14 protein-coding genes are annotated in these 12,343 nt (G+C 68.6%); 6 read left to right on the plus strand and 8 right to left on the minus strand.

What is annotated here, in order from left to right; translation table 11 throughout:
• The first annotated feature begins 32 nt into the window (after window positions 1–32).
• Window positions 33–1,013, plus strand: coding sequence for a metalloregulator ArsR/SmtB family transcription factor (locus ED92_RS15820; protein WP_235213285.1), 981 nt, complete (start codon window positions 33–35; stop codon window positions 1,011–1,013).
• Between the two features lie 3 nt (window positions 1,014–1,016).
• Here ED92_RS15820 and ED92_RS15825 read toward each other — a convergent pair whose 3' ends face one another.
• Entirely contained in the window at window positions 1,017–1,319 is a 303-nt protein-coding gene (locus tag ED92_RS15825) for a DUF1905 domain-containing protein (protein WP_037338595.1), read from the minus strand.
• 70 nt (window positions 1,320–1,389) lie between these two features.
• Between ED92_RS15825 and ED92_RS15830 the strand changes: the two genes are divergently transcribed.
• Window positions 1,390–1,971, plus strand: coding sequence for an AAA family ATPase (locus ED92_RS15830; protein WP_037338597.1), 582 nt, complete (start codon window positions 1,390–1,392; stop codon window positions 1,969–1,971).
• Here the strand turns inward: ED92_RS15830 and ED92_RS15835 are convergent.
• The 4 genes from ED92_RS15835 to ED92_RS15850 are packed head-to-tail and all read right to left on the minus strand — an operon-like array spanning window position 1,945 to window position 5,498.
• Window positions 1,945–2,571, minus strand: a complete 627-nt coding sequence (locus ED92_RS15835; RefSeq protein WP_037338600.1) for a TetR family transcriptional regulator — start codon at window positions 2,569–2,571, stop codon at window positions 1,945–1,947. The two genes, ED92_RS15830 and ED92_RS15835, sit on opposite strands and share 27 nt — an antisense overlap.
• 1 nt (window position 2,572) lies before the next feature.
• On the minus strand, window positions 2,573–3,904 hold the full coding sequence (locus ED92_RS15840) for an NAD(P)/FAD-dependent oxidoreductase (RefSeq protein ID WP_235213286.1): 1,332 nt from the start codon (window positions 3,902–3,904) through the stop codon (window positions 2,573–2,575).
• Between the two features lie 2 nt (window positions 3,905–3,906).
• Window positions 3,907–4,101 (minus strand): ferredoxin, encoded by a 195-nt coding sequence (locus tag ED92_RS15845; protein WP_037338602.1) that lies wholly within the window; start codon window positions 4,099–4,101, stop codon window positions 3,907–3,909.
• Entirely contained in the window at window positions 4,098–5,498 is a 1,401-nt protein-coding gene (locus ED92_RS15850) for a fatty acid desaturase (protein WP_016334611.1), read from the minus strand. The genes ED92_RS15845 and ED92_RS15850 overlap by 4 nt, the downstream gene beginning before the upstream one ends.
• Window positions 5,499–5,690: 192 nt before the next feature.
• Between ED92_RS15850 and ED92_RS15855 the strand changes: the two genes are divergently transcribed.
• From ED92_RS15855 to ED92_RS15865, 3 genes are read left to right on the plus strand one after another with little or no spacing between them, the layout of a single operon-like run.
• Window positions 5,691–6,701: a hypothetical protein gene (locus tag ED92_RS15855; protein ID WP_037338606.1), complete on the plus strand. Its 1,011-nt coding sequence runs from the start codon at window positions 5,691–5,693 to the stop codon at window positions 6,699–6,701.
• 12 nt (window positions 6,702–6,713) lie between these two features.
• Window positions 6,714–7,610, plus strand: a complete 897-nt coding sequence (locus ED92_RS15860) for a hypothetical protein (protein WP_037338609.1) — start codon at window positions 6,714–6,716, stop codon at window positions 7,608–7,610.
• The gene (locus tag ED92_RS15865) at window positions 7,607–8,062 is read left to right on the plus strand and encodes an ester cyclase (protein ID WP_037338611.1); all 456 of its coding nucleotides are present in this window, start codon (window positions 7,607–7,609) and stop codon (window positions 8,060–8,062) included. Before ED92_RS15860 ends, ED92_RS15865 begins: the two co-directional genes overlap by 4 nt.
• A gap of 15 nt (window positions 8,063–8,077) precedes the next feature.
• Here ED92_RS15865 and ED92_RS15870 read toward each other — a convergent pair whose 3' ends face one another.
• On the minus strand, window positions 8,078–8,830 hold the full coding sequence (locus tag ED92_RS15870; protein WP_037338614.1) for a ZIP family metal transporter: 753 nt from the start codon (window positions 8,828–8,830) through the stop codon (window positions 8,078–8,080).
• Between the two features lie 102 nt (window positions 8,831–8,932).
• Between ED92_RS15870 and ED92_RS15875 the strand changes: the two genes are divergently transcribed.
• Window positions 8,933–9,451, plus strand: a complete 519-nt coding sequence (locus ED92_RS15875) for a DUF4383 domain-containing protein (RefSeq protein ID WP_037338617.1) — start codon at window positions 8,933–8,935, stop codon at window positions 9,449–9,451.
• 53 nt (window positions 9,452–9,504) lie between these two features.
• On the opposite strand, the gene katG is transcribed toward ED92_RS15875, so the two are convergent.
• Complete coding sequence (gene katG / locus ED92_RS15880) at window positions 9,505–11,739, minus strand: catalase/peroxidase HPI (protein WP_037338620.1); 2,235 nt, start codon at window positions 11,737–11,739, stop codon at window positions 9,505–9,507.
• A 32-nt stretch (window positions 11,740–11,771) separates the two neighbouring features.
• A complete protein-coding gene (locus tag ED92_RS15885) occupies window positions 11,772–12,203 on the minus strand; it encodes a Fur family transcriptional regulator (RefSeq protein WP_037340115.1) in 432 nt (143 codons plus the stop codon).
• Window positions 12,204–12,343 lie beyond the last annotated feature (140 nt).

Raw genomic sequence — 12,343 nt, forward strand, 5'->3', positions numbered from 1 at the left:
CACCATTTAGCTCATGGCTACATACTCGAGCGATGCCGATGACCATCGAGCTGGGCGTCTCCGAACTGGCCGCGACCCGGTTCGCGATCTCGCCACTGTCCGAGACCGTGGCCTGCCTGTTGCAGATCGCCGGCCTCGACCGGAATCCGGTCAATCTGCCCTGGCTACGGTGGGCACGGGAGGAACTCGATCGCGCGCCGCTCGATCTTCCCCGGACCTGGCCGCTGCTCGTCAACGGCAGGCTCAGCTGGCCCGAGTTCCTTGTCCCTGCTCCGCGGGGTTCGAGAGCTTCGCTCGAAAACGACCTGGACGCGGTGCGGCGAACCCCCGAAGCCCGGGTGAGAGCCAGCCTCGACCGGGTCTTCGGCGCGAAGCTTCCCCGCGCCGCGGCAGCACTGGCCGACAACCCGCGATCCGGCCTGCGCGAAATCGCCAACGAACTGCGCGAAGCCCACGACCGTCTCGTCGCGCCGCATTGGCCGCGGATGCGAGCGGCACTGGACGCCGACATCGGGTTCCGCGCGCGGCAACTGACCGCGGGTGGGGCCGAGCGGTTGTTCGCGGATCTGCATCCGGATCTGCGCTGGCACGACGACCGGGTGATCCTGGCCGGCGAGCGGTGGCGCGATCAGCATCGTGTCGTCACGCGAGGACCCGGCGGTCTCGTGCTGATCCCCGTCGTCCTCGGCTCGCCGTACGTCCTGGTCAAGAAGAACACGTCGACCCAGACCACGATCCGCTATCCGGCGCGGGGAACCGGCACCCTGTGGGCCGCCGGAACCCGGGCACCCGGGTCCACGACGATACGACTTCTCGGCCGGACGCGAGCCACTCTCCTGACCGCGTTGTCCTCCCCCGCGACCACGACCGACCTCGCGCGCGCCTTGGGCGTGACGCCGAGCGCCGTCTCCCAGCACCTCAAGGTCCTGCGGGACAGCGGACTCGTCACGCGTGAACGCTCCGGCCGCGGCGTCCTCTACCGGACGACGCCGCTCGGTGAACGCCTCCTCTGACGGTCAGAGATCGATCAGCTCGACGGTCACTTTCGCCATATCACCTTCCTCGATTCCTTCGGCCTTGCGAACCGCTTTCTTGACCGGCAATACATAGGCACCTTGTTTGGCATCCGGGAAGATCGACGTCTTCCATTTGCTACCGCCGATACCGACCTGGACCCGGACCGCTCCGAACCCCCGGCGCGGCCCGTCGGTGATTTCGCGGATCTCCTCGGAGATGTCCTGGGGCAGGCTGACGAAGGTCCAGGTCTCCCCACGGCGGGCGTCCCAGACCCAGAGCTCGGCATCGAACACGACGATCATCGGTGGAGCGTCGCACACGGCACCGACAAATTCCGCGCGCCCCGAATCGGGAGCCCACTACCGTGGCCGAGTGGACTTCTTCGTGATCTTCGGACCGCCCGCCGTCGGCAAGATGACCGTCGGCGAGGAGTTGTGCAAGCTCACCGGGTTCAAGCTGTTCCACAACCACATGACCGTCGAGCCGGTGCTCGGCATCTTCCCGTTCGGCTCACCGCCGTTCGGCAGGCTCGTGAACGAGTTCCGCCGCCGCGTCATCGAGGAGGCGGCCGACGCCGCGTTGCCCGGCCTCGTCTTCACCTACGTATGGGGTCTCGATCTCCCCGAGGACACCGACCTCATCACCTCGTACGTCGACATCGTCCGGTCGCGGGGCGGCAGGACGCGTTTCGTCGAGCTGTACGCGGATCTCGACGAACGCCTCGAACGGAACACCACCGAACTCCGCCTCGACCGCAAACCCAGCAAGCGCGACCTCGACTTCTCCCGCGCCAATCTGCTCGAACTCGACCGCGACTACGTCATGAACACCGACGACACGTGGCGCACCCACGCCCAGGACCTGATCGAGCGGCACGATCACGTGCGTATCGACAACACCCGGCTGACCCCGGCGGAGACCGCGGCGCTAATTCTCCGAGAGATGCCGCAATGAACGGGTCGTCGTCGCGCCGAGCACCCGTGAGGCCATCCACGCCAGGGCGTCGGCCGTGCGTGCCGGAGTGTCCGACGGCTGCATGATGTGGCTCAGCACGGTCCGGACCACGACGTCGATCGCCACGTCCAGCTGCGCGGCGTCCAGCGGCGGCCCGTAGGCGCGGACTCGCCCGCGCAGCATGACGGTCGCTTCGCTCAGCAGGCTCCCGGCCCGCACCGTCAGCAGCGGCAGCAACTCGGTGTCGGCGCCGTGCGTGGCCGAGACGATGGCACGCAGCAGGAGATTGTCGTCGGCGAGTTCGAGGACGCCGCGGACGGCGTCGTGGATCGCCTCGACGAGGTCTTCGGGGTGCCGCTCGAAGGCATCCCGGACCACCGAGAGGAACCGGGCGAGTTCGTGCGAGATCATCGCTTCGGCGAGCTGGGTCTTCGAGCCGAGTTCGTTGTAGACGGTCTGGCGGCTGACGCCGACGATCTCCGCGAGTTTGCTCATCGTCACCGAGGACCAGCCGGAACGCACGGTCAGCTCGATCGCCGACGCGACGATCGGTTGACGGTACGGACCTCCCGTAACCGGTGCCTCACTCATGATCGTCATTCTAGGCTGTGCCTTTCCAGGCGCGCTTTCGGATTTCCGTAGCCGGGCCGCGGTATTCGCCGGTCACTCGCTCATCCACATCGGCGGCCCGCCTCCGGAAATCCGAGGCCTCCGGCCGAAGAGAGACGCGCGCCGTCTTCGCAGCGAACGCCAGCGCCTCACGCCACGGCGCCCGCCCCGCGATGTGCCGACGGTACTTCATGATCTCCCGCGGCCGGTCGACGGTCAGCGCCCCCACGATCCGGTCCCCGCGCCGGTACAGCGCGGTGTAACCACCGGACTCCGGGACGGCGGCCACCACCTCGTCCGCACGCGGGGTGCCGACGAACTGGATCCGATGGTCGTACCAGTCCGACCAGAAGTACGGCACCGGCGACAACGTCTTCGCCGCTTCCGGCGCGAGCGCGTGACGAGCGGCCGCGGCACCCTGTTCCGCGGCGTTCGTCCAGTGCTCCAGCCGCATCGACTCGCCGCCGAACAACGGATTCGCCGCATGTGCGACATCCCCGGCGGCATACACGCCGGGCACCCCGGTCGCGAGCGTGGCGTCGCACACCACGCCGCCGTCGCCCTCGTGCAGCGGTACCCCGCTTCCGGCCAGCCAGCCGGTGGCCGGGACGACGCCGATGCCGGCGACCACCAGATCGGCGGGCAGCACCTCGCCGGTCGAGAGCCGGACCCCCGTCACCGCACCGCCATCGGACTCCAGGCCGGTGACCGTGGTGGACAACCGCAGTTCCGTACCCGCCTCCCGGTGCAGCGAGGCGCACACCGCGCCGGCCTCGGCGCCGACGGACCGGACGAGCGGGACGTCGAGCGTCTCGACGATCGTCGACGGCAGCCCGCGTTTCCGAGCCGCGGCCGCGACCTCCGAGCCGATGAAGCCCGCGCCGATCACGACCGTGCGTGCCCCTGCGTCGAGCGCCGCACGGACCGCCAGTGCGTCCTCGGCCGTCCTCAACGTGTGGACGCCGGCGATCCCCTCACTACCGGGCAGCCGCCGCGCGGTGGCGCCGGTCGCGATCACCAATGCCTCGTAGGGAACCGTCCTTCCCGCCACCGAAACCTCGCGGGCGGCGGTGTCGAGCCCGTCCGCGGGCGCGCCGAGCATCAGCTCGACACCGAACTCGTCGCGCAACGCGTCCTCGCCGTGGAACGGCTCGACCTCGCCGGGTCCTTCCGCGTCCAGGAACGACTTCGACAGCGGGAGCCGGTCGTACGGCGGGTGGTCCTCCGCGCCGATCAGCACGATCCGCCCCCGGTATCCGTCCCGGCGCGCCGCCTCCACCGCGCGCAACCCGGCCAGCGACGCACCCACGACGACCAGTGCCATGATCAGTCCCGCAGTTTCAGGGCGAGGACCGGGCAGGCGTCGACGGCGGCCGACAGGTCCTGGCGGTGTTCCTCACCGGGCTGTTCGTCGAGCACCACGACCGTGCCGTCGTCGCCCACTTCGAAGAAGTCGGGTGCCATCGCCTCGCACATGCCCAGCCCGTCGCATTTCGCGCGGTCCGCCTCGATCTTCATCATGCTCCGACCCTTCCCGGTGCCACGAAATCGACCTTCTCCCGCACGCCGCAGTCCGGACAGCACCACGAGTCCGGGATCGCCGACCACGGGGTCCCGGCGGGGAAACCCTCCCGTGGGTCGCCGAGTTTCTCGTCGTACACATAGCCGCAGCCGGGGCACATCCCGCCCTCGGTCGCGTCGCCGTGCGTGTCGGCGACGTGCCGCGACGGCGCGGTGACCCGCGTTCCGTACCGCGCCAGCACCTTGGCCCGCTTCGACGGCTGGATGTTGGCGCGGGAGATGTCGCCGTCGAAATGCGCGAGCACCCGCGGATCCATCACGCGCCGCCAGACCGGCGGGACCAGCGCCAGCACGATCATCCCGGCGTAGCCCGTCGGGAGCACCGGCGATTCCGCGAAATCGCGCAGCGTCTGGTAGCGGCGGGTCGGGTTGGCGTGGTGATCGCTGTGCCGCTGCAGGTGGTAGAGCAGTACGTTGGTGGCGATGTTGTTGGAGTTCCAGCTGTGGCTGGGGTCCACGCGTTCGTACCGCCGGCGGTTCGGCGGGCCGACCATCTGCCGACGCATGCCGTAGTGCTCCATGTAGTTCACGACCTCCAGCAGCGAGAACCCGACCACCGCCTGGATCACCAGGTACGGCAGGATCCCCGGCCCCAGCCACACGGCCATCGCCGCCCACAGCACCGCCGACATCAGCCAGGCGTTGAGCACGTCGTTGCCGATCCGGAACGGATGCCGGTCGCGCCGGGCGTAGCGCTTGCGCTCCAGCCCCCACGCGGACTTCAGCGAGCCGAACACGGTGCGCGGCCAGAATCGGTAGAAGCTCTCCCCCACCCGGCTGCTGGCCGGGTCCTCGGGGGTGGCCACCCGGACGTGGTGGCCGCGGTTGTGCTCGATGTAGAAGTGGCCGTAGAAGCTCTGCGCCAGCGCGATCTTCGACAGCCAGCGCTCGTGGCTCTCCTTCTTGTGCCCGAGTTCGTGCGCGGTGTTGATGCCGATCCCGCCGATGCAGCCGATCGAGATCGCCAGGCCGATCTTGTCCGCGACGGACAGGTCACCCCGGGCGATCAGCCAGAACGCCACCACGAAACCCGCGTACTGGATGGGCAGGAACGCGAAGGTGATCCACCGGTAGTAGCGATCCCGCTCCAGCCGTTCGATCACGTCGTCGGGCGGATTGCTGCGGTCCAGCCCGGCCACCAGGTCGATCAGCGGCACGATCACCAGGATCACGATCGGCCCGATCCAGAACCACACCCCCCAGCCGGTGGCCGCGTGCAGGCCGATGGCCAGGAACGCGAGCGAAGGCACCACCAGGCCGATCAGCCACAGATACCGCTTGCCGTCGGTCCAGCGTTCGGTCGAGCCCGCCGGGATCGTGCCCGTCATCTCGCTCATCGCACCCTCCTCCATTGGCTGGGTTTACAAAACCATAGGTGATGTACAGCCAGTTTGACAAGAGGACACTCTTTGTAAACCCAGCGTTGCTTCATTTCGTGAGAATCTGGCGATATCTTGTATTCGTAAGGAAACTTACTTAACTTGTGATGACCCGCCGCGACCCACTTCGTCCGCCCCGAAGGAGCGCGAATGCCCAGATCATCCCGCCGGATCCGACCCGCCGCCGTGGCCACCGTCGCCGCGACCCTGCTGGTCCTGCCCGCCACCACCGCCACCGCGTCCACGACGGCGAACAGCCCGTGGCCGGGAGGGTCGGCCGTCACGAACGCCGACGGGTCGAACGTCCTCGGCGGCAACATGAGCGGCCTGTCGTTCGGCGGCCCGGACGTCCTCTGGGCGGTCAAGAACGGCCCCGGCACGCTGTACCGCCTCGTGCGCAACGGCTCGAAATGGCAGCCGGACACCGCCAACGGCTGGTCGTCGGGCAAGCAGTTGCGCTACCGCAGCGGCAAGGGCGACCCCGACGCCGAAGCTGTCGTGGCCACCCCGGACGGCGTGGTCGCGGCCACCGAACGCGACGGCGACAACAGCAAGACGAGCGCGCTCAAGGTGCTCCGGTACGACGTCTCCGGCACGGCCAAGACCCTCAGCGCCAAGGCCGAATGGGATCTGACGGCGGACCTGCCGAAGGTGTCGGCCAACGACGGTCTCGAAGCCGTCTCGTGGATCCCGGACAGCGCCCTCACCGCCAAGGGGTTCGTCGACCAGCGCACGAAGGCGCCGTACAACCCGGGCAGCTACCCCGGCCACGGGACCGGTCTCTACCTGGTCGGCCTCGAAAGCAACGGGATGATCTACGCCTACGCGCTGGACCAGGCCGGCGGGAAGTACACCCGAGTCGCGAGCTTCGCGAGCGGGCTCGACTCGATCATGGAACTCGAGTACGAGGCTTCCACCGGAAGGCTGTGGGCGGTCTGCGACGACAACTGCGGCGGCGACTCGGCGACACTCGCCGTCGACGCGCAGGGCGCGTTCGCCGTCACGGCCACCTACGACCGTCCGAGCGGAATGCCGGACTACAACAACGAAGGCTTCGCGATTTCGGCCACGTGCGCCTCCGGGACCAAGCAGGTGGTCTGGGCCGACGACGGGAACGAAAGCGGCCACGCGCTCCGCGCCGGCACCCTCTCCTGCGGCTGAGTGGGGCGCTCCATGAAACTCGCCTCCCTCGCGATTCTTCCGGCTCTGGTCTTCCCCTTGCTCCTGCCGTCCGTCGCGCTCGCGGGCGACGGCTGGGAATCCATCGGCACCGGTATGACCTCCGGCGCCAGCGGTATCGCCGTCCTCGACCGGGACGACGACCGGATCGACGCCCTTGTCCTGCGGGACAACAAGAAACCCGGCCAGAACCGAGCGGCTCGGGTCCGGCTCGATCGCGGCGAAGTGTCCAAGGTGGACTCGATCGACTGGCCGGGCGAGCTCCCGGTCGACCTGGAAGCGGCCGAAGCGGTGCCGGGAAAGACCGGCGAATTCATCGCTTTGGCCAGCGACGGCAAGGGCTTCCACTTCAAGCTGAAGGACCGGAACCTGAAGGTGCTCGGCACTTTCCAGGTACCGAAAGGCGATCCGGAAGACAACTACGAGGGTTTCGCGCTGAAGAAGGTCAAGGACCGCGTGTTCGCGGTCTGGGCGGACCGCGGTCAGGACACCCGGCCCGCCACGCTCTACTCCGCGGAGTTCTCGGTCTCGAAGCTGTCCTTCAAGAAGCCGAAGTCGATCCCGTTCCGGGTCCCGTACCCGGCCGCGGACGTCCGGCACACGTCGGACGTCGAGATCACCGCGGACGACCGCGTCCTGGTCTCGGCGGCCTCCGACCCGGGTGACGAGGGACCGTTCGATTCGGCCGTCTACGCGGCGGGCGTGCTCCGCGCCGACGGTTCGATCGCGCTCGCCCCGGCTCCGGTGCGGATCGGCGACTTCCCCGGCCACAAGATCGAGGCCATGACCTGCCTTTCCCGCTCGTGCGGCAGCCTGCTCTACGGCACCGACGACGAGGCCGCGGGCGGTAGGCTCCGGATCGCGACCAGGAACGACCCGGAGGACCAGTGATCAGCGAAGACCTGCGCGAGCGCCGCCACAAGATCATCGAAGAGCACATGGACACCGAGGTGGCCCACGAGTTCGACCGCACGCTGGGCACCTTCAACGGTCATCCGCACTACGAGATCATGGCGACCGGGCAGATCTTCGACGGCGACGAAGAGGTCATGGCGTACTACCGCATGACCCGGACGGCCTTTCCGGACCAGCGGCACGACAACGTCCGGTACCACTTCGCCGACGAGTCGGTCATCGTCGAGTTCGACCTGCTCGGCACCAACCTCGGCGAGTTCTACGGCCGTCCGCCGACCGGCAAGGCGTTCCGGGTGCCGATCATCGCCGTGTTCTTCTTCGACGGGGACCGGATCACCAACGAGCGCATCTACTTCGACGCCGCCAGCCTGATCACCCAGGCCGGGCACGCCGAACTGCTGACCCTGCTGGCGTCCGGCGACGTGTGAACCGACGGCGGCTGATCACCCGATGTGGGAGAGACCGAACGCGGTCAGGAAGCCCGCCACGGTGATCAGCCCCGTCCACAACCCCGCGTCGCCGAAGGCTTCGGGGATCATCGTGTCGGCGATCATGGCGAGGATCGCGCCGCCCGCGATCGCGGTGATCACCGCGAGAGTGGCACCGGAAGCTTCGCCGAGAACGCCGTAACCGAGCAACGCGGCCACGCCACTGATCACGGCGATGCCACCCCAGAGCGCGAAGACATAGCGCGGGCTCCGGCCCGCCCGCTTCATCCCGGCGGCGCTGGACAGCCCTTCCGGGACGTTGCTGATGAACACCGCGGCCACGGTCACGACGCTGACACTTCCGCCGCCGAGCAGGCTGGTGCCGATCACCATCGATTCGGGGATCCCGTCCAGCAGGGCGCCGAGCGCGATGGCGGTACCTGAGCCCGCCTGCTCGGCTTCGGACGGCTGCTGGTCACCCGAGCGTTTGCGATGGCGGGCACCTCGCCGGGCGAGTCCGACGTTCGCGAGGGTGTAGATCACCGCGCCGCCGAGCGCACCGAGCGCGGTCGGCAGGAAACCACCCTTTTCGTGTGCCTCCGCGATCAGCTCGAAGGAGACCGCGGAGATCAGCACACCGCTTCCGAAGGCCATGATGCCGGCGACGACCCTGCCCGGGATCCGGACCAGGAAACCGGCCACGGCCCCGAGCAGCAGTGCCGATCCGGCCAGGAGGCCCCAGCCTCCCGCCGCCAGCAGATCCGCCACACGTTCCCCCTCGCTCGAAATCCGGACACCTCAGTCTGGACGACCAGGTGGCCGGACGCGCGCCGGAGGATTACGCCCAAGCGGCCCGGGTACCCGGCCGCCATGGAACGAGAAGACACGGCGCGCGATTCCCGCCCGGCGGAGCAACGCAAGAGCTTCAAGCGGGGTGACGCGCGGCGTCCGCCGCAGGTGGCGGCACTCGTCGTCGGCGCGGCGTTCCTGCTTGTCGGCGTCCTCGGTTTCATCCCGGGCATCACCACCGGCTACGACGGGCTGGAGTTCGCCGGACACCATGCCGGAGCCCGGTTGTTCGGCGTTTTCGCGGTGTCGATCCTGCACAACCTGGTGCACCTGCTGTTCGGCGTGGTGGGCGTGCTCGCCGCGCGCAAACGCGCCGCTTCCCGCGTCTTCCTCATGGTCGGCGGCGGTATCTACCTGCTCCTGTGGATCGTCGGCCTGGCGATCCCGCAGAGCAGCCCGGGGAACTTCCTCCCGTTCAACGTCGCCGACAACTGGCTGCATCTGGGCCTCGGCGTCGGCATGATGGCGCTCGGTGTCTTCACGACAGCGCTCGAACGCAAGGCGGGCGACTATCCGGAACCGGATCTGCAGCACCAGTGAAAGAGTCCGGGCCCGCCGCGGAAGCGACGGGCCCGGACTTTTTCAGACCTAGATCACGCCACGTCGTAGCGGTCGAGGTTCATGACCTTGTCCCACGCCGCCACGAAGTCGCGGACGAACTTCTCCTTGGCGTCGTCGCTGGCGTAGACCTCCGCCACCGCGCGAAGCTCGGAGTTCGACCCGAACACGAGGTCGGCCCGGGTACCGGTCCACTTGACCTCGCCGGTCGCCGAGTCGCGGCCTTCGAAGACCTCCGCGTCGGCGGACGTGGCCGTCCACTGCACGCCCATGTCGAGCAGGTTCACGAAGAAGTCGTTGGTCAGCGCCCCCGGCTTCTCGGTGAACACGCCGTGCTGCGACTGCTGGGCGTTGGCGCCGAGGACCCGCAGACCGCCGACGAGCACGGTCATCTCGGGCGCGCTCAGGTTCAGCAGGTTCGCGCGGTCGATGAGCAGGTACTCCGTCGGGAGACGGTGGCCCTTGCCCCGGTAGTTGCGGAACCCGTCCACGGTCGGCTCCAGCGGCGCGAACGACTCGACGTCGGTCTGCTCCGCCGTCGCGTCGGTACGGCCCGGCGTGAACGGCACGGTGACCTCGTGGCCCGCGTCCTTGGCGGCCTGCTCGACGGCGGCGACGCCGCCCAGCACGATCAGGTCGGCGAGCGAGACCTTCTTGCCGCCGGTCTGGGCGCCGTTGAACGCCTCCTGGACACCTTCGAGGGTCCGCAGCACCTGCGACAGCGTCTGCGGGTCGTTGACCTCCCAGTCACGCTGCGGCTCGAGGCGGATGCGGGCACCGTTCGCGCCACCGCGCTTGTCGCTGCCGCGGAAGGTCGAGGCCGACGCCCACGCGGTGGAGACCAGCTGCGAGACCGACAGGCCCGAAGCGAGCAGCTTCTCCTTGAGGGAGGCGATGTCCGCGTCGTCGATCAGCTCGTGGTCGACGGCGGGCACCGGGTCCTGCCAGATCAGCGTCTCCTGCGGCACCAGCGGGCCGAGGTAGCGCTGGATCGGGCCCATGTCGCGGTGGGTCAGCTTGAACCAGGCGCGGGCGAAGGCGTCCGCGAACTGGTCCGGGTTCTCGTAGAACCGGCGCGAGATCTGCTCGTAGACCGGGTCGAAACGCAGCGCCAGGTCGGTGGTGAGCATGCCGGGCGCGCGGTTGAGTTTGCCGTCCTCGGGGTCCGGCACGGTGTTCTTCGCCTTGCCGTCCTTCGGCGTCCACTGGTGGGCGCCCGCCGGGCTCTTGGTCAGCTCCCACTCGTACTCGAAGAGGTTGTGGAAGAACCAGTTGCTCCACTGGGTCGGGGTCGGCGTCCAGGTGACCTCCAGGCCACTGGTGATCGCGTCGCGTCCCTTGCCGCTGCCGAAGCTGTTCTTCCAGCCGAGGCCCTGCTCCTCGATGGAAGCACCCTCGGGCTCGGGCCCGACGTACTTGTCCGGGTCGGCCGCGCCGTGGGTCTTGCCGAAGGTGTGGCCGCCGGCGATCAGCGCGACGGTCTCCTCGTCGTTCATCGCCATCCGGCCGAAGGTCTCGCGGATGTCGCGGGCCGCGGCCAGCGGGTCCGGGTTGCCGTTCGGGCCTTCCGGGTTCACGTAGATGAGACCCATCTGCACGGCGGCCAGCGGGCCTTCGAGCTGACGGTCACCGCTGTAGCGTTCGTCGCCGAGCCACGTGCGCTCGGGACCCCAGTACACGTCCTCGTCCGGCTCCCAGACGTCGGCGCGGCCACCGGCGAAGCCGAAGGTCTTGAAGCCCATGGTCTCCAGCGCGCGGTTGCCGGTGAAGATCATCAGGTCGGCCCACGAGATCTTGCGGCCGTACTTCTTCTTGACCGGCCAGAGCAGGCGGCGGGCCTTGTCGAGGTTGCCGTTGTCCGGCCAGCTGTTGAGCGGGGCGAAGCGCTGCATGCCCGCGCCAGCGCCACCGCGGCCGTCCTCGATCCGGTAGGTGCCGGCGCTGTGCCACGCCATGCGGATCATGAAGCCGCCGTAGTGGCCGAAGTCCGCGGGCCACCAGTCCTGCGAAGTCGTGAGGACGGCGTCGACGTCCTTGGCGAGTTCATTGAGGTCGAGGGTCTTGAACTCGGCGGCGTAGTCGAACCCGGCGTCCATGGGGTCCGAGGCGGCGGAGTGCTTCCGGAGGATCTTCAGGTTGAGCTGGTTCGGCCACCAGTCACGGTTGCCCGCGCCTTCGGTGGGATGGTTGCGGCGGCCCGACGAGACGGGGCAGCCGCCCGCGCTCTCTTCGTTCATTTCGCCGATGACGGCGTCCGGGCTGTCAGACACGGGAATCCTTCCGGGAATCAGAACTGCAGGGCTCAGGAACGGGGTTCGATCGCACAGTCGGGACACAGGCCCCAGTAGATGACCTCGGCCTCTTCGATCAGGAAGCCTTGGTCGTTCGACGCGGTCAAACAGGGTGCGGGGCCGACTGCGCAGTCGACGTCGGCGATGGCACCGCAGGTCCGGCACACGACGTGATGGTGGTTGTCCCCGACCCGGGACTCGTAGCGTGCCACGGACCCCGACGGCTGGATCCGCCGTACGAGACCCGCGGCGGTCAGTGCCCGCAACACGTCGTAAATGGCCTGGTGAGAGACCTCTCCGAGCTCCGCACGCACGGCACCGATGATCGAGTCGGTGTCGGCGTGAGGATGGTCGCGTACCGCTGTCAGCACGGCCACCCTGGGACGCGTCACGCGCAGGGAGGCCCCGCGCAGCATCCGCTCGAACTCCGGGGTCGTGGGCACGGCCGCAGTCTGACCCATTTTCTGGAATGAATCAAGTTCGCAGGATCCCGGGCGTGTCTCGACCCCGCACAGTCGCGCCTGGCGCCGGACCTCGCGTGCCTGGGGCCGGAGGGGCGGTCACCCTTGACGACGCCGTCGCC

Source organism: Amycolatopsis sp. MJM2582 (genome assembly GCF_000754115.1).
Classification (GTDB): domain Bacteria; phylum Actinomycetota; class Actinomycetes; order Mycobacteriales; family Pseudonocardiaceae; genus Amycolatopsis; species Amycolatopsis japonica.